Source organism: Dyella kyungheensis, assembly GCF_049913195.1.
Lineage (GTDB): Bacteria > Pseudomonadota > Gammaproteobacteria > Xanthomonadales > Rhodanobacteraceae > Dyella > Dyella kyungheensis.
In genome coordinates this window covers 1,217,409-1,233,432 of sequence record NZ_CP183983.1, presented here as the reverse complement: position 1 = coordinate 1,233,432, position 16,024 = coordinate 1,217,409, and the positions used below count along the sequence as shown (strand labels likewise).

Here is a 16,024-nt window from a genome sequence, read left to right as displayed (position 1 = left end):
CAAGAAAGCGGCGATACAACGGAACGCTGCGTCGCGCACACGTGCGCTCCCCCAAGGTCGCTGAGCCTTTGTGGGAGCGCACTTGTGCGCGATACAACCTGCGAAACCAAGGATCAGAGCAAGACAGGCCGATCCGGCAACTCGTCCGGCGCACCCTTGTCGTTGCCCGGAAAATGCCGCAGCAACAGCGCATGCGCCTCGGCGATGCCGTCGAGGCAACCCTGCCGCCATTCGCCACGCGCAAAGCGGGTCAGCATGTGGTCGCGCACGGCATCCCACTCCGCCTGCGTGACCACCGCCGCCACGCCGCGATCGGCCAGGATCACTACGCGGTGCTCGGCCATCAGCACGTAGAACAGCACACCGCTGTTGTGTTGCGTGTCCCACACGTGCAGTTGCGCGAACACCTGCTTCGCACGATGCTCTGCATTCAAGCCGGCGAACACCGCGCCCGGTGCAAGCCGCGACTCGACGGCAAAGCACACCTCGCCGCGATGATCGCGCTCGCCGTGGGCGATCGCCGCGGCCATCTCGTCCAGCAGACTCTTGGGAAAGCGACGGCGCAACTGGAACCAGCCGTCGAACAGATTCATCAGCAGACGTTGGGTGCGCGACATATCACCAGCTCCCCGATGAACCACCACCACCGAAACTGCCGCCACCGCCGCTGAAGCCGCCGCCTCCTCCGAAGCCGCCGCCACTGCCGCCGCCGAAACCTCCGCCGCCGCCAAAGCCGCCAAACCCGCCGCCACCGAAACCACCCCAGCCGCCGCCTCCGATCGATCGCCCGCCGCCGCCCGGTAGCAGCATCAGGACACCGCCGATAAGCGCGCCGAAGATGCCCGCCCCCAGCGAGGCCGCCAGCAGCCACACCAGCGCGCCGGTGATCGCCGCCCCGACCGGCGTACGCAGCCAGACCGTGGTGCGGCCCAGCACGCTGCGCAGGAAGATCGCGGCGAACACGCCGATCAGCAGCACGTGGCCGAAGTCGATGCCGCGACGGCGCTCGCGGTTGCCGCTCTCCACCGGCGGTGGCAGCGCTTCGCCGTTGATGAGTTGGGTAAGCGCGCCAACGGCGTCATGGATGCCACCGTAGTAATCGTTGGTGCGGAATTTCGGCGCGATGTACTCGCGCGTGATGCGCGCCGTGGCCGCGTCGGGCACCGCGCCTTCCAGCCCGTAGCCGACTTCCATGCGCACACGCCGATCGTTCTTGGCGATCAGCAGCAGCAGGCCGTCATCGGTGCCCTTGCGGCCGATCTTGTTCGCCTCCGCCACGGCCAGCGAATACTCCGCGATGTCCTGCGGCTGCGTGGTCGGCACGATCAACACCACCAGCTGCGCGCCCTTGGCTTTTTCCAGCGAGACCAGCTGCGTGTCGAGCTGGTCGACCTGTTGCGGCGTCAGCGTGCCGGTGAGATCGGTGACATGACGCGTGAGCGTCGGAACCGCTTCGTCGGCATGCAGCAGCGCCAGCGGCAGCAGAGCCACCGCCAGCACGAGCAGCAGGCGCGTCACGCGCCGGATCACGTCAGTGCGCCGAGGCAGCAGGTGCCGGCGTGGTGCCGAAATCGACCGTCGGTGCGGTGGAGATGGCCTTTTCGTTCTCGACCGAGAAGTTCGGCTTCACCTGGTAACCGAAGATCTTCGCGGTGAGATTGTTCGGGAAGGTGCGGATCATCGAGTTGTATTCCTGCACCTCTTTCACGTAGCGGTTGCGCGCCACGGTGATGCGGTTCTCGGTGCCTTCCAGCTGCGCCTGCAGGTTCTGGAACAGGCCGTCGGCCTTGAGGTTCGGGTAGTTCTCGGTCACCACCATCAGGCGCGACAGCGCGCTGGACAGCTCGCCCTGCGCCGCCTGGAACTGCTTGAGCTTCTCGGGATTGTTCAGATCCTCGGTGGTCAGCTGCGTGCTGCCCACCTTGGCGCGCGCGTTGGTGACCTCGGTGAGCACGCGTTCCTCGTGCTGGGCATAGCCCTTCACCGTATTGACCAGGTTGGGCACCAGGTCGGCGCGGCGCTGGTATTGGTTGAGCACTTCGGACCAGGCCGCCTTCACCGATTCGTCCTGGCGCTGGATGGCGTTGTATCCGCAGCCCGACAGGACCACGGCGACCAACAGCAAGACGAGGACACGAAGAAGTTTCATGGGGGTGCTCCAATCCGGTGGAGTGGCCATTGCAGCATCCCGCATGTGACGGCGCAATCTTACGAAGTCTTAGAGCCGTTCAAAATCTCGCCTGGGCGTTCATTTCCCTCTCCGTCATTCCGGCGCAGGCCGGAATCCAGTAGCGAATAAGCCAGGTTGTCGCGATAGCAACCAAGCTTTGAGGGACTTCGCGAAAGCCGGCTACAGAGGCTCTGGACTCCGGCCTGCGCCGGAATGACGAGCTCAGCCGACCCAGCGCGGCCACAGGATCAGGCCCCAGCTCAGGGCGGTCATGGCCAGCAGCAGGAACACCGCGGCCGACCCCATGTCCTTGGCCCGGCCCGCCAGCTCGTGAAACTCGGGGCTGACCTTGTCCACCACCGCCTCCACCGCCGAATTGAGCAGTTCGGCCGACAGCACCAGCACCGGCGGGAGCACCAGGGCGATCTTTTCCAGCGGACCGAGGCCCAACCACAGTCCCAGCGGCACCAGCACCAGGGCAAGGCAGACCTCCAGCCGGAAGGAGGCCTCGTGGCGCCAGCCGGCGCGCAGCCCCTTCATGGACCACTTGAAAGCGTTCCAGATTTGCCGGGGCCCTCGGAAACCGCTGGCGGCCATGGTGTCTTCCTCTTGGTCGTGCGGACAGGCCGCGCCTGCGGACGGCAGGCGTAAAGCCGAAATTTTGCCACATCCCCGGCGCCCCCGGCAGGTCGCAGGTTCCTGCTTGCGGCGTCGCAACGGCACCTGAATGAATGATCGGGTAGGCTTGGCCCCTTTGTGACCCGTTAGGGGTTACACGAGTCAGCCGCCTTGCGCGGCTTTTGTTTGAACCGCAGTACGGACTATTGAATGGCAATCCAGAATCCGCCGGTCTCACAGACCAAATCGTTTTACACGGTCTTCCTGATCGAGATGTGGGAACGCTTCGGCTTCTACGGCATGCAGGTGTTGATGGTCACCTACATGATGAAGAAGCTCGGCTTCATCGATACCAAGGCCAACCTCGTCTGGGGCGCGGCCGCCGCGTTGATCTACGCCACGCCGGCCATCGGCGGCTGGGTCGGCGACAAGCTTATCGGCACGCGTCGCACCATGGTCACCGGCGCGGTGGTGCTCGCGCTGGGCTACGCGATGTTGTGGATTCCCTCCAACGACCCCACCCTCACCTATGTGTCGCTGGGCGTGATCATCGTCGGCAACGGTTTCTTCAAACCCAACGCCGGCAACCTGGTGCGCAAGATCTACGAGGGCGACGACGTCCGCATCGACAGCGCGTTCACCATCTACTACATGGCGGTGAACATCGGCTCGATGGTCTCGATGACGGCCACACCGTGGATCCGCGATTACGTCGGCGAGCATTACGGCGATGCGATGGGCTGGCACACCGCCTTCGGCTCCTGTGCCGTGGGCCTGGTGCTTGGCCTGGTCAACTACACGCTGATGCGTCGCACGCTGGCGCACATCGGCTCACCCTCGGATGAGCAGCCGGTGTCGATGAAGCGCGCGCTTGCGCTGGTCGGCGCCTCGCTGGTGCTGGTGGTGGTGGCGGCTTTCATCCTGCAGAGCCTGCTGGCCGCGAAGATCTGCGTGTACCTCGCCGGCCTCGTGATTCTCGGCATCTTCGTGCACCTGATCCGCAACGCTGAAAAGGGTGAACGTGCCGGCTTGATCGCCGCCCTCGTGCTCACCGTGCAGACGATCTTCTTCTTCATCTTCTACGCGCAGATGGCGACCTCGCTGAACCTGTTCGCGCAGAAGAACGTGAACCTCTCGTTCGACGTGTTCGGCACCCACCTCTTCAACTGGATTCCCGAGCAGTACCAGAACCTCAACGCGATCTGGATCGTCGTGCTCAGCCCGGTGCTGGTGCTGATGTACAACGGCCTCGGCCGCGTCGGCAAGGATCCGTCGGTCGCGTTCAAGTTCGCGCTGGGCTTCGCCGCCGTGGCAGTAGGTTTCTTCATGTACGGCCTCGGCGCCATGAGCGCCGTGGACGGCCAGGTGTCCTCGTGGACGATGGTCTGGGGCTACGGCTTCTACTCGCTGGGCGAGCTGCTGGTCAGCGGTCTGGGCCTGGCCATGATTGCCCGCTACGTGCCGGCGCGCATGGGCGGCTTCATGATGGGCGCCTACTACGTGGCCGTGGGTATCTCGCAGTACCTGGGCAGCGTGGTGGCCAATATTGCCGCGATGCCCGAGAACATCAGCAGCCCCGTCGAGTCGCTGAACATCTACGTCGGCCTGTTCAACAAGCTGGGCTTCGTCGGCATCGCCTGCACGGTGATCGCCGTGGTCATGCTGCCGCTGATGAACAAGCTTTCGCGCAGCCACTCCGAAGCGCATACGCCGTTGCCGGCCGTGCATAGCGAAGAAGTCTGATCGAACCCCTCGCCCCGCTCGTCGGGGCGAGTTTTTCAGGGCCATCGGCACGGCGCAAAGTGACGCAGCGGCGTGCCCTGACAACGGGCCGGCCGCGCAAACCGGCTAACATCGCCGGCATGAAACGCCCTTCCACCCAGCAACGCATCGGCCCCCGCACCTTGTTCCGCAGCCTCGCCTGGCTGCGCATCTGCGCCATCGCGGGCCAGAGCACCGCCGTCCTGGTCTGTGCGCTGTGGATGCGCATGGACATTCCGCTGCTGCCGCTGATGGTGGGCATCGGCCTGCTGGCCGTATTCGCCATGTTCGCCGCGTGGCGCCTCACCCAGCCCTGGCCCATCCGCCAGTGGGAAACCATCCTGCACGTGGGCGTGGACACCTCGGTGCTCGGCTACCTGCTGTATTTCACCGGCGGCGCGAGCAATCCCTTCATCACGCTGCTGCTGATTCCCATTGCGCTGAGCGCGGCGGCGCTGACCGTCGACGCCGTGCTGGTGGTGGCGGCCCTGGTGGGCGCGGCCTACGCGATCCTGCTGTTCTGGTACGTGCCGTTGCCGGTGTCGATGTATTCCACCGGCGACTTCTCGCTGCATGTGCTCGGCATGGGCGTGAACTTCGTGATCATGGCCGTGCTGCTGGGTTTCTTCATCAACCGGCTGTCGCGCTCCGCCCGCCTGCAGCAGCTGGAGATGCAGCGCGTGCGCGAACGTGCGCTGCGCGACGAGGGCATCCTAGCCATCGCCACGCAGGCGGCCGGCGCCGCGCACGAACTCAATACCCCGCTGTCGACCATGCGCACCCTGCTGCCCGAACTCCGCCGCGAACACGCGGGCGATACGGCGCTGGCCGAAGACCTCGAATTGCTCGAAGGGCAAGTGGACCGCTGCCGCACCATCCTTCGCGAGATGGTGGCGTTCGGCAAGGCGCAGCTGTCGCAGGAACCCGAGCAGCTGACGGTGGACTCCTTCATCCACGGCTGCCTGGAACGCTTCCAGTTGCTGCGTCCCGAAGCCGACCTGGCGCTGGCACTGGACCAGGAAGCCGCTCGCACCGTGCTGCGCACGCCGCCCGGCCTCCGCCATGCCTTGCTCAACCTGCTCAACAACGCTGCCGACGCTTCCGCGCTCAACCAATCGCAGGCCGTGGCGCTCACCGTGCGCCGCGATGGCGGCTGGCTGGAACTGATCGTGGCCGACCACGGCCCGGGCTTTTCCGATCCCACGGGCGAGCTTTCCGAACTCGGCCGCTCGCACAAGCAGACCGGCCTGGGCATTGGCCTGGCCCTGGCCGAAGCGACCGCCGAGCGCCTGGCCGGCGAGCTGATTGCCCTCAACACCGGCCATGGCGCCCAGATGCGGCTGCGGTTGCCGTTGGCGGTGATCGCCGCGCCATAATCCCGTGCGGCGGATAGCCACAGTGGCACATGGCCACATGGGAATGCGTTGTCGCAGCGGCGAAAATGCACCTATCGGCATTGCGCCGAGGAGAAACACCATGAGCGACCAGCAACTACTCATCATCGACGACGACGCCACCTTTGCCCGCGTGCTCGCCCGCGCGCTCAGCTCGCGCGGCTTCGAAGTGATCACCGCCAGCAATGCCGACGAGGCCCGCGCCCTGACCCGCCGCCATCAGCCGCGATACTGCGTGCTCGACCTCAAGCTCGGCGAAGAGAACGGCCTGCGGCTGATTCCCGAATTGCAGGCCCTGGTGCCCGAGATCCGGGTGCTGCTGTTGACCGGCTACGCTTCCATCGCCACCGCAGTGGAAGCGATCAAGCGCGGCGCGCACGACTATCTGGCCAAGCCGGTCGATGCCGACGCGGTGGTTCGCGCCCTGCTCGACGGCGACACCAACGTCGGCGAAGACGATGTCATCGACGCGCCGGAAGCACCGCTGGCGCTGCGTCGCCTGGAGTGGGAACACATCCAGCGCGTGCTCACCGAATGCGACGGCAACATTTCCGAGACCGCTCGCCGGCTCGGCATGCATCGCCGCACGCTGCAGCGCAAGCTCAGCAAGCATCCGGTGCGTGAGCGCCCGGAAAACGAAGAATAAGCAGCAAGACCAAGGCAGGCGACGAGCCTGCCGCGCAAAGCGCGATTTACGGCGGAGACGACGAACCCGCATCCGCCGGCAACGGCTCCGCCGCACCGTCGTCCTCATCGCCGTAGATCGCCACATGCGGCACCCCATCGGCGCCGATCCAGCCGCGATACATGCCATCGGTATTGAACGGCATGGATACCGTGCCATTCGCATCCAACGCGATAGCACCGCCGTTGCCGCCCATCGACGGGATTTCCTGATTGATCACTTCGGCCGCCGCGCGGCGCAGCGGCACGCGCATCTGCGTCACCCGCATGCAGATTTCGTGCGCGGCCACGGTACGGATGTAGTACTCGCCCCAACCCGTGCCCGACACGGCGCAACCGGAGTTGGCATAGGTGCCGGCACCGATGATCGGCGAGTCGCCGACCCGGCCCCAGCGCTTGTCCGTCATGCCGCCGGTCGAGGTGCCGGCCGCCAGGTGTCCCTGCGTATCGAGAGCCACCGCGCCCACCGTTCCGAAATGTTTGGCCGTCTCCACGTCCGAATGCTTTTCATTGTTGGCGTCTTCCTTGAGCGCCTTCTGCAACTGCTGCCAGCGTTCTTCCGTTCGGAAATAGGCTGGATCGACCAGCACGATGCCTTCCTGCTTGGCGAACGCCTCGGCGCCATCGCCCACCATCATCACGTGCTGCGATTTCTCCATCACGGCGCGCGCCAGCAGGATCGGATTCTTCACGCGATGCACGCCGGCAATGGAACCGGCCTCCAGCGTGGAGCCATCCATGATCGCGGCATCCATCTCGTTCTTGCCGTCATGGGTGAAGACCGAGCCCTTGCCGGCGTTGAAGTTGGGGTCGTCCTCCAGCACGGTGATCGCGGCCGAAACGGCGTCCACCGCGGTCTTGCCGGCCTTCAGTTGCGCGTAACCGTTCTGCAGGGCCTGGGTCAGCGCCGCGCGTATGGCCTTTTCCCTGGCGGGACTCATCTCGCGCTTGATCACGCCCGCGCCGCCGTGGACCACGAGCACCGGCGACGCCGCATGGCTCAAGGACACGATCCCCAGCGCCGCGACGGCGGCGACAAGACGGCTCAACTTCACGGACGGTACTCCCCACAACGTTGGGGGGAGTATAGCCAGCGCCCCTGACGAAACGCTGCCGTATGGCGGCGTCCGCGCCTACGCGCAACCGGGCGTTGCGGTGATATCCAGCTTCACCGTGTGGTCCTGCGGATGGTCGCCGCCGATCTTCTCGCCCACCTGGATGGTGGCGGTCTGGCCGGGGAACGAGTGCAGCTTCGGATGGATCGGCTCCCTGATGATGCCGCCCGCCAGGTCACTCTGGATCTCCAGCTGCCCGCCGTCGATGGCTTGCACGCTCACCGCGCCCTGGACGGGCGGATGCACGGCATCCTGGGCATGGCTGAAACGGTAAGCCTCGTTCTTTCGCAGGCAGACCTTGCTGGCCTTGTCGACCTGCTGGCCGTTGATCGAAAGTGCCATGTCGAAGGTGAAGCGGTCCACCGCGATCAGGTCCACTGTGTTCCTTCCAGCAAAGCCCGGAAGGTAGGTGCAGGTGGCGGCAAGCTGCCGCACGTCGGGAATGTCGGTGCTGTAGCACGACCAGCCGACACTGCCGACCTGCTCGACCGGATGCATTTCGAGATCCAGATGTCCCGCCACCGAGCCGTGCGCATCGGCGAGCGCGATCAGCACATGCCCGCCTTCGCCGATCTCGAGCCGCTTGATCGCCGCGCCGAATGCACCGCTGTCGGGTGCCGGCAAACCCAGCGCCGCGTTGCTCGCCGGATTGCCCGACGGACGACGGGTCGATGCCGCCAGCGCATCCTGCGCCGGACGCGCGTCCTGCAGCGCCTTGGCCACGATGTCCTTGCCCGGGTGATAGCTGCCAGCGTCCAGCCCCGTGGCCGCATACACCGCAGCAGACAGCGTCGCGGCCAGCAAACCCACGCTCGTGCGACCCGCCAAACGCCGGGCGTGGCCCGGTTGAATCCGCTTCAACATGACGATTCTCTCCGTGATGGGATGTCGTGACGACCAACTGCAACCCACCGGCAACAGCGCGCCAGTGGCCTGCGTCTTGAGCATGGCGCGGGCATAGAGGGCACGCGGCGCATCGTTCGCGCTGAGCACGGCCGCATCGCAGGCTAGCTCCAGATCCTGCCGCAACGCACGCAGCGCCCACCACGCCATGGGATGGAACCAGAACAGCGACGCCATCGCCTGCCCGACAAGGCACCACCAACCGTCGCGTCGGCGCGCATGCATCGCTTCGTGCGCGAGAATCAACGCACGTTCGGCAGGTTCGTAGCGCTGCTCGAAATCTGCTGGCAACACGATGCGCGGGCGCCATGCACCCACCAGGGCTGGCCCCATGTCCGCATGCGTTGCCTGCAACACGGGCCACGGTAAGTTCGCGGCAGGGATTCGCCGCGCACCCTGCAGACGAAGGCGATATCGCCGCTGCGCCACGGCTGCGGCCACTGACGCGACCACGGCGCCAGCGAGCCATGCCGCGACCACCAGCCACGAAAGGCCGCGCTCGTGAGCGGATGCGTGCGCCACCTCGATCAGTGGTGCGGGTGCGCTCCTGATCTGCAGCACCACGGGCGGAAGACCCGTCAACGATGCCGCCGCTGCATGCGGTAGGCAGGCAACGACGACCGCCAGCGGCGGCACCACCCAAAGCAACACCGCCAGCTGCGCCCCGAATACGCGACGGCACGCGTGTCGAAGCAATGCGACCGCGCCCAGGCCCAAGGTCAATGCCAGCGTCGCCAGCCAACCATCGGACAGCCAGTCAGGACTGCTCATCGTCGAGCTCCTGCAGCAGTTTCCTCAGCTCGGCGATGTCTTTCCTGGACAACTTGCGCTGCTCGGAGAAGTGCGCGACCAGCGGCGCCACGCGACCGCCAAAGAGGCGATCGAGCAGGCCCTTGCTCTCCTGCGACACGTATTGCTCGCGCGTGAGGCGCGGTGCGTACAGATAACGCCGGCCGTCCCGTTCGGCCTTCACCGCCTTCTTCTTCAGCAGGCGATTGAGCAAGGACTTGACGGTGCCTTCCTGCCAGCCTTGTTGCGGGCCGACCTCCGCCAGGATGTCCTCAGCACTGCGCGGCGACGAGCGCCACAGCACCTCCATGATGATCGCTTCCGCTTCGCTGACCGCCATGACGCCACCGTTTACGCATGTAATTGATGTTCATGTTTACATGCGTAAACGATGACCGTCAAGCCGCTGGCGACCCCATGCGGACAGCAGCCTGGTTAGGTGAAAACCGCATCACATCGCCATTCCCGGCCCTTGCGACCTTGGTACAGCATGAGCGGTCACCAATCCGTCGTATGCTTGGCAGCTGGTTCTCCCCTGCAAGAAGGCATCGCAATGGACAAGGTTTATGCAAGCGCGGCAAAAGCCCTCGACGGCCTGCTGTTCGACGACATGACGATCGCCGCTGGCGGCTTCGGCTTGTGTGGCATTCCCGAAAACCTGATCGGCGCGCTGCTGGCTGCCGGCACCAAGGGACTCACCATCGTGGGCAACAACGCCGGCGTGGACGATTTCGGCATGGGTCCGCTGCTCAAGACCCGCCAGGTCAAGCGCGTGTATGCCTCGTACGTGGGCGAGAACAAGGAATTCGAGCGCCAGGTGCTGGCCGGCGAACTGGAACTGCACCTGGTGCCGCAGGGCACGCTGGCCGAGAAGCTGCGCGCCGGCGGCGCCGGCATCCCGGGCTTCTACACCCGAACCGCGTTCGGCACCAAGCTGGCCGAGGGCAAGGAAACCAAGGTCTTCGACGGCAAGGAGTACGTGCTCGAAGAAGCCATCCACGCCGACGTCTCCATCGTGAAGGCGTGGAAGGGCGATCGCCTGGGCAACCTGGTGTTCCGCGAAACCGCGCGCAACTTCAATCCGATGATCGCCACCTGCGGCAAGGTGTGCGTGGCCGAGGTGGAAGAACTGGTGGAAGTGGGTTCGCTCGACCCGAACAACGTGCACGTGCCGGGTATCTACGTCGACCGCGTGATCCAGGGGCCGTCGTACGAGAAGCGCATCGAGTTCCGCACCATCGCCGGCGCCAACACCGGCAAGGAAAGCCCGATCCGCACGGCCATGGCGCAACGCGCCGCCAAGGAGCTGCAGGACGGCTTCTACGTGAATCTCGGCATCGGCATCCCGACCCTGGTGGCCAATTACATTCCGCCCGGCATGGACGTCACGCTGCAATCGGAAAACGGCCTGCTCGGCATCGGCCCGTTCCCGGATGAAGCGCACGTCGATCCGGACCTGATCAACGCCGGCAAGCAGACCATCACCGCCCTGCCCGGCTCGAGTTTCTTCTCCAGCGCCGAGTCGTTCGCGATGATCCGCGGCGGCCATGTGGATCTGTCGATCCTCGGCGGCCTGGAAGTGTCGTGCACCGGCGACATCGCCAACTGGATGGTGCCCGGCAAGATGGTGAAAGGTCCCGGCGGTGCGATGGACCTGGTCAGCGGCGTGAAGCGCGTGGTGGTGCTGATGGAGCACACCGCAAAGGATGGTTCACCGAAGATCAAGAACCAGTGCGACCTGCCCATCACCGGCAAGGAATGCGTGGACCTGATCATCACCGACCTGTGCGTGTTCTCGGTCGAGAAAGGCAAGGGCATCACGCTGATCGAGCTGCAGGATGGCGTGACGTTGGAGGATGTGAAGGCGAAGACGGGCTGCGAATTTGCGCTGAGTGCGTCGCTGAAAAGCTGATCACGCATGCATCAACGTTTCGCTTTTCACCGTCATTCCGGCGCAGACCGGAATGACGAAGTAGGAGAGGTCTTCGCGAAATCGCTATCGCTGCAGCGCCCTCACGTACCACCTTTACGCCGACAGCGATGTCGACTCCGGAAACCCGGTTCGCGCGATATGCAGACATCCTTCGCGTCTGCAATCCAGCGGCCAGTGACAGCGTTCGCTGATGCGTTGTGCTATGCCAGTTCGAAGCCGCCAATTCACGCCATGAATCAAGACCGCTTCTTCTACCGCCTTCAGTGGCGCAGGTAGCAAGCGGAGGCCCCCATCAGATTCGTGCGCAGACACGAGCCGTCGATGGTGAGCCGCATGCGATCAAAGAGTGGCGAAAGATCGTCGGCACCGCCACGCGTGCGATGCGGCCGATCTGGCGATGTACGTCGCAAGATGATGGCGTCGCCGCGTTTTTCCCAGCGGCCGATGGCCGTGCCGTAAGCGGCGCCCAGCTCGATGATCGACTGAAAGCTGCCATCCGCTTTCAACAGCAGGCGAGAATCCACTTCCATCATGCCGTTCAACACATAACTGCCTTCGGGATGCGCGGCGATGTCGACGGTTGGCACCGCGGGGGCGGCGGCGGAAGCCGCGGCCGCCTGTGCGTTGGTGACCACCGTCGCCGATGGCGGTGGCGCCCATGAGTCATAGGGGATGCCGTGTTCTTTTACGTATTGCTGTGCAGGCTCGTGCATAGGCCGGTATTTACCGTTCGACTTTCCTTGGTATGGCCCCAAGGGCTCCACCTCCGCCTGACCGCGCATGACTTCCACAGGTTTAAAACCTAACCCAGCATTCGACACAACCACACGCCCGCCTGGGGCCACCTCAATGGCGATACTGCTGCGGCAACTCGTTTTCGGCGTACCCCGCCAGGTCACCATCTCCTTCCTTACCAGCGAATGGCGCACCTCATCGGGTATCACGAAGTGAAATGTGTAGGTCTGCGGCTCAACCAGCGATTGCCAGCGCAGATATGCCTCTACCGGCAGACCTCTAGCGTTGAATTGGGGATTGCCACCACCTGCACCAACGTACCCCCAGCCTGCGGCTTGCCCCAGATCGCCCGCCATGCCCTGTCGCAAGTCATGGACGTTGCCGCGATCGTCTTTCACATCCAATGCTTCTATCCAGGATTCCATATGGCCGGGAGCAAATACAGTCATCGACCAGGAGATGCAACTCAACGAGTCGATATCTTCAGCCTGCCCCCTGGCACACGCAGGCAACAGCACCCATAGCAATAACGCACCGACATAACGCAGATTCATCGCGAGTTTGCTCCTTGCTCAGTGACCCGGCTTTGGATGGAACACCAGGCGCTCGCGCCGATCCGCCGGACGCATGGGAAAAATCAGTCCAGGGCCGGCCGCCGGTTTAGGCAAGGTCGCCGTGGTTGAGGCGTCGCCGGTAGCCGGTTCCGTGTATGCGACCTTCCAGTCCACGGGCGTCCAGTGCGCCGACTGGTGCAGGTAGCGACGACTCAACAGGCACTTCTCGTCCTCGCTTAGCGGCAAATTGCCTTTGCCGCCGCTACGTGTGTAGCTCAGCAAGTTGTGGTGGATGGGCGAAAGCTCATCGGGCAAAGCATATTGCGGTTCATTCGGAATCACCTTGAACGGCACACCCGCATCCTGCGCCAACGCATGCATCAGACGCAGGGATACCAATTGGTATTCACCGCGAACCTGCCGCAACAGCACCAGCGCCGCCATTACCTGCAGCGCGCGGTCGCCCGCACTGCCGCGCTGGCGCGCGTTGGTGACCTGATACCACCATTGCATGCGCAGCGCGTCCTCGCTGAAGGTCGCGCTGCCGCGGTAGCGTGGCGGATTGAGTTGGGGATCGACCAGCCAACTGGAAGCCTGGCGGGCACAGTGATCGGAGCGACGGGCGTCTTGCTCCGTGGCCTCGCTCCATAGCTCCCCGGCGCGCTTCCAAGCCTTGCTTTGGCGAGCGATGTCATCCAGGAAGCCCGTGAGTTCACCGGGCCGGTTGGCGCGCTGGGCAACGTCGGCATAGAACTGGTATCGCTCCCAGTCCAACGGCTCCGTGCTGATCTGCGCGGGAGTGAGGATGGCGCACTCCCAGCCGAGCATGGCGTAACCGCCGCCGACATCCGAATGGACGCCGGGAATAGCGATCTGGATATGCCTGCCGCGCCGCTCGATGGGATTGAGCGCAAAGTTCTGGCGACACTCGTCGGCGGCCACCAGATGTATCACCACGTCGGCAATCTCGTCGGCCAGGTAGAGCTTGACCGGGTCGTTGTTGCCGTTGTCAGGAATACCGATGGCCGCCACGGTTTCGAAAAGACTCATCGAACGGATGCGCAGGTCGTACTTGTCCTTGCCCCAATCGGGCTTGAGCGGCAGACCGGCGGCGCGGAACCGTTGCGCCGCGTAGCCAATACCGGGCTTGCCATCGTGATAGATCAGATTGGCCAGATGACGGCTGGCGGCGGCGCCACGGCTGAAGCCGCATAGATCGAACTCGATGGCATCGATAACGATATTGACGCCGGGGTTGAGCTCGATGAATTGCTTGATTTCTCCAATGGCGCGCTCAATGCCCTGCTTGGCACGGGCCACGACGCCGGTCGGCCCCCAACCCAGCGCCGAACCATACAGGCTATCGTCGCTATCAGCCTCGGTACCGATACCCTCGACATAGGCACGTCGATAGACGCAAAGGCGTCCATCCTTGCCAGTTACGGCTTGACCCAAGTTCTGCGTAACGTTGTACAGCGCCCACAACCGATGCACATTGGTCTCACCTCCCGCATGGCTAACGCCATCCACCTTGTTGAGCTTGCGGCAGTCAGCCTGCCACGCGGCCAGCAGGCCCGGATGTGGCTCTGCCTTGTTCTTTTGACTCAACACTTTTTCCACCGAACAGCTTTCCAGCGCTTTGGCGCTGTTGGTGGCGTTGTTGCCGGTGCCGTCGTTGCCGATAAAAATGCGCAGCACGATGTGGACGGGATCGGCCAAACGCGCAGTCTGAAAGGCCGCATCCGATACGCCGGGCGCACCGCTGGCCGATCGGTCAGGCAGTGGCGTCTCCGGCGCGGCTGTGCTGGCCGCCCGCGCCCTTTCCTCGCGCAGCCAAGGGTCATCATCGGGTATGCGCAGCAAGGGAGCATCGGCGCCGGCGATCAGCCGCGCGCCGCAACCGGTAACCATGCCATCCACCGCCGGGGGCATAGCCAAACGGCAGGTCGATACCACCCGTGATGGGATAGATACCCTTGCACTTGGGGCAAAACACTCGGTGACCTTTGCCGGCCACGCGATGCCCGTTCTCGCGCATGGTGGCGTAGCCCTCCATGACATAGCCGTCGTGATCGGTGGTGGCGCAACAGGTGATGAGCTTGCGTTCTTCCATGACGTGCTTCTCCCCGGGATGACCGCGGCCAACCGATGGGCATAGGGCGGTGGTCAGATGTGCGCCATGCTGCGGCGCGCGGTGCCCGTAGCTGGTTCGTGACCGCGACGGGCGCAGATCCCTTGAAGTTCTAAAGCAAGCCGAATGCCGCGCTCAATCGGCGATGGCCGGAAGTGGTGTAGGCGTAAAGCCCTGCCACGAGCTATCGAAGGATAGCGACCAGCGCGGAAGCACCGCGCCCATTCAGCGCGTCATGCCGTCAGCGGCGTCGACTCCGGAAACCTGATCCGCGCGATGTGCCGTCGGCCTTCGCGCGTCTGCAATTCCAGCGGCCAGTGGAAGCGCTCGCTGATGCGCTGGGCGATGGCCAGTTCGAAGCCATGCCGGTTCGCACCGTTCGACGGCACGGGTTCGCCCCGATGGGACACCGTCACCACGCCCGGCATCACCGTGATCACCACGGTACCGCCTTCGGCCTGCTGGCACGCGTTGCGGATAAGTTGCCAGCACAACACCGCGAATACGCGCGGCGAGCCGTGCAGCACGAAACGTGCGGGCTCCTCGAGTTCCAGCTTGATCGGGCGGCCCTCCAGCATCTCCATCACGTCGGGCAATTCGTGTCGGATCACGTCGTTGACGACGAAGTCTTCCTCGGTGAGGCCGTTATCCGATTCGCGCGCGAGGATCAGCAAGGCTTCGACCAGGGCCTCCATTTCGCGCGTGGAGCGCTTGATGCGCTGCACGGAGCGCTGGCCGAAATCGCCCAGCGACGCGTCATCCGCCAGCATGTCGGCCGACATCTTGATCACGGTCAGCGGGCTGCGCAGTTCGTGGCTGGCGTCGCGGGTGAAATTGCGCTCGCGCTGGTTGTAGCCGGCGATGCGGTTGGCGAATCCGTAGAGGCTGCCGGCCAGCGTGGCCACATCGGCATCGGTACGCCGTGGCAACTGGTCGGGGCGCCAGCCATCGAAATCGCTGGACTGCTCGTTCCAGTCGCTCACCGCTTGCGCCAGCCGGCTCACCGGTGCCCATTGGCGACGCGCGGCGAGCCACGACAGCACGCTGACGATCACGATGACCGCCAACACGGCGCTCAACGGCGCGACGTCATAGAAGCCCATCAGGCAAACGATCACGATGGCCAGCAGCTGCAAGCCAAAGATGATCGCCATGCGTCGATGGTACAGCCCGCGCCGGAACACCTGCGCGGGCCGTGCACTACCCCTGCTGGTCATAATCAACTCATGCGTACGCG

Annotated in this window: 15 protein-coding genes and 1 pseudogene; 5 read left to right on the top strand and 11 right to left on the bottom strand. The window is 64.5% G+C overall.

The genetic code is table 11. The features are described from left to right. Positions 1-113: 113 nt before the first annotated feature. The 4 genes from ACN9MB_RS05305 to ACN9MB_RS05290 all read right to left on the bottom strand — a co-directional run bounded on the left by ACN9MB_RS05305 (position 114) and on the right by ACN9MB_RS05290 (position 2,767). The gene (locus tag ACN9MB_RS05305; protein ID WP_204635040.1) at positions 114-617 is read right to left on the bottom strand and encodes a TPM domain-containing protein; all 504 of its coding nucleotides are present in this window, start codon (positions 615-617) and stop codon (positions 114-116) included. A gap of 1 nt (position 618) precedes the next feature. Further along, positions 619-1,530 carry a TPM domain-containing protein gene (locus tag ACN9MB_RS05300; protein ID WP_426271017.1) on the bottom strand — a complete coding sequence of 304 codons (912 nt, stop codon included), beginning with the start codon at positions 1,528-1,530 and terminating at the stop codon, positions 619-621. A 1-nt stretch (position 1,531) separates the two neighbouring features. After that, positions 1,532-2,149: a LemA family protein gene (locus tag ACN9MB_RS05295; protein WP_426271016.1), complete on the bottom strand. Its 618-nt coding sequence runs from the start codon at positions 2,147-2,149 to the stop codon at positions 1,532-1,534. Between the two features lie 243 nt (positions 2,150-2,392). After that, positions 2,393-2,767, bottom strand: coding sequence for a diacylglycerol kinase (locus tag ACN9MB_RS05290; protein ID WP_204635037.1), 375 nt, complete (start codon positions 2,765-2,767; stop codon positions 2,393-2,395). Positions 2,768-2,998: 231 nt separating this feature from the next. On the opposite strand from ACN9MB_RS05290, the gene ACN9MB_RS05285 reads away from it, so the two are divergent. The 3 genes from ACN9MB_RS05285 (at position 2,999) to ACN9MB_RS05275 (ending at position 6,589) form a co-directional block, all read left to right on the top strand. Then, complete coding sequence (locus ACN9MB_RS05285; protein WP_204635036.1) at positions 2,999-4,531, top strand: peptide MFS transporter; 1,533 nt, start codon at positions 2,999-3,001, stop codon at positions 4,529-4,531. 119 nt (positions 4,532-4,650) lie between these two features. After that, the gene (locus tag ACN9MB_RS05280; protein WP_204635035.1) at positions 4,651-5,925 is read left to right on the top strand and encodes an ATP-binding protein; all 1,275 of its coding nucleotides are present in this window, start codon (positions 4,651-4,653) and stop codon (positions 5,923-5,925) included. A gap of 100 nt (positions 5,926-6,025) precedes the next feature. Continuing rightward, entirely contained in the window at positions 6,026-6,589 is a 564-nt protein-coding gene (locus ACN9MB_RS05275) for a response regulator transcription factor (protein ID WP_204635034.1), read from the top strand. 46 nt (positions 6,590-6,635) lie between these two features. Here the strand turns inward: ACN9MB_RS05275 and ACN9MB_RS05270 are convergent, their stop codons facing one another. The 3 genes from ACN9MB_RS05270 to ACN9MB_RS05260 form a co-directional block, all read right to left on the bottom strand. Then, entirely contained in the window at positions 6,636-7,682 is a 1,047-nt protein-coding gene (locus tag ACN9MB_RS05270; protein WP_426271015.1) for an isoaspartyl peptidase/L-asparaginase family protein, read from the bottom strand. 78 nt (positions 7,683-7,760) lie between these two features. Continuing rightward, positions 7,761-9,416 (bottom strand): M56 family metallopeptidase, encoded by a 1,656-nt coding sequence (locus ACN9MB_RS05265; protein WP_426271014.1) that lies wholly within the window; start codon positions 9,414-9,416, stop codon positions 7,761-7,763. After that, complete coding sequence (locus tag ACN9MB_RS05260) at positions 9,403-9,774, bottom strand: BlaI/MecI/CopY family transcriptional regulator (protein ID WP_426271013.1); 372 nt, start codon at positions 9,772-9,774, stop codon at positions 9,403-9,405. Before ACN9MB_RS05260 ends, ACN9MB_RS05265 begins: the two co-directional genes overlap by 14 nt. A 150-nt stretch (positions 9,775-9,924) precedes the next feature. Between ACN9MB_RS05260 and ACN9MB_RS05255 the strand changes: the two are divergent. After that, a pseudogene (locus ACN9MB_RS05255) lies at positions 9,925-10,575 on the top strand (CoA transferase subunit A); the annotation flags it as partial. A 141-nt stretch (positions 10,576-10,716) separates the two neighbouring features. After that, positions 10,717-11,346 (top strand): 3-oxoacid CoA-transferase subunit B, encoded by a 630-nt coding sequence (locus ACN9MB_RS05250; RefSeq protein ID WP_426271892.1) that lies wholly within the window; start codon positions 10,717-10,719, stop codon positions 11,344-11,346. Between the two features lie 281 nt (positions 11,347-11,627). Here ACN9MB_RS05250 and ACN9MB_RS05245 read toward each other — a convergent pair whose 3' ends face one another. The 4 genes from ACN9MB_RS05245 to ACN9MB_RS05230 form a co-directional block, all read right to left on the bottom strand. Next, positions 11,628-12,656 carry a DUF2931 family protein gene (locus ACN9MB_RS05245; protein ID WP_426271012.1) on the bottom strand — a complete coding sequence of 343 codons (1,029 nt, stop codon included), beginning with the start codon at positions 12,654-12,656 and terminating at the stop codon, positions 11,628-11,630. An 18-nt stretch (positions 12,657-12,674) separates the two neighbouring features. Further along, positions 12,675-13,706 carry a phospholipase effector Tle1 domain-containing protein gene (locus ACN9MB_RS05240; RefSeq protein WP_426271891.1) on the bottom strand — a complete coding sequence of 344 codons (1,032 nt, stop codon included), beginning with the start codon at positions 13,704-13,706 and terminating at the stop codon, positions 12,675-12,677. A gap of 793 nt (positions 13,707-14,499) precedes the next feature. Next, positions 14,500-14,694 (bottom strand): hypothetical protein, encoded by a 195-nt coding sequence (locus ACN9MB_RS05235; protein WP_426271890.1) that lies wholly within the window; start codon positions 14,692-14,694, stop codon positions 14,500-14,502. 326 nt (positions 14,695-15,020) lie between these two features. Beyond that, positions 15,021-16,004 (bottom strand): sensor histidine kinase, encoded by a 984-nt coding sequence (locus ACN9MB_RS05230; RefSeq protein WP_426271011.1) that lies wholly within the window; start codon positions 16,002-16,004, stop codon positions 15,021-15,023. Positions 16,005-16,024: the final 20 nt, after the last annotated feature.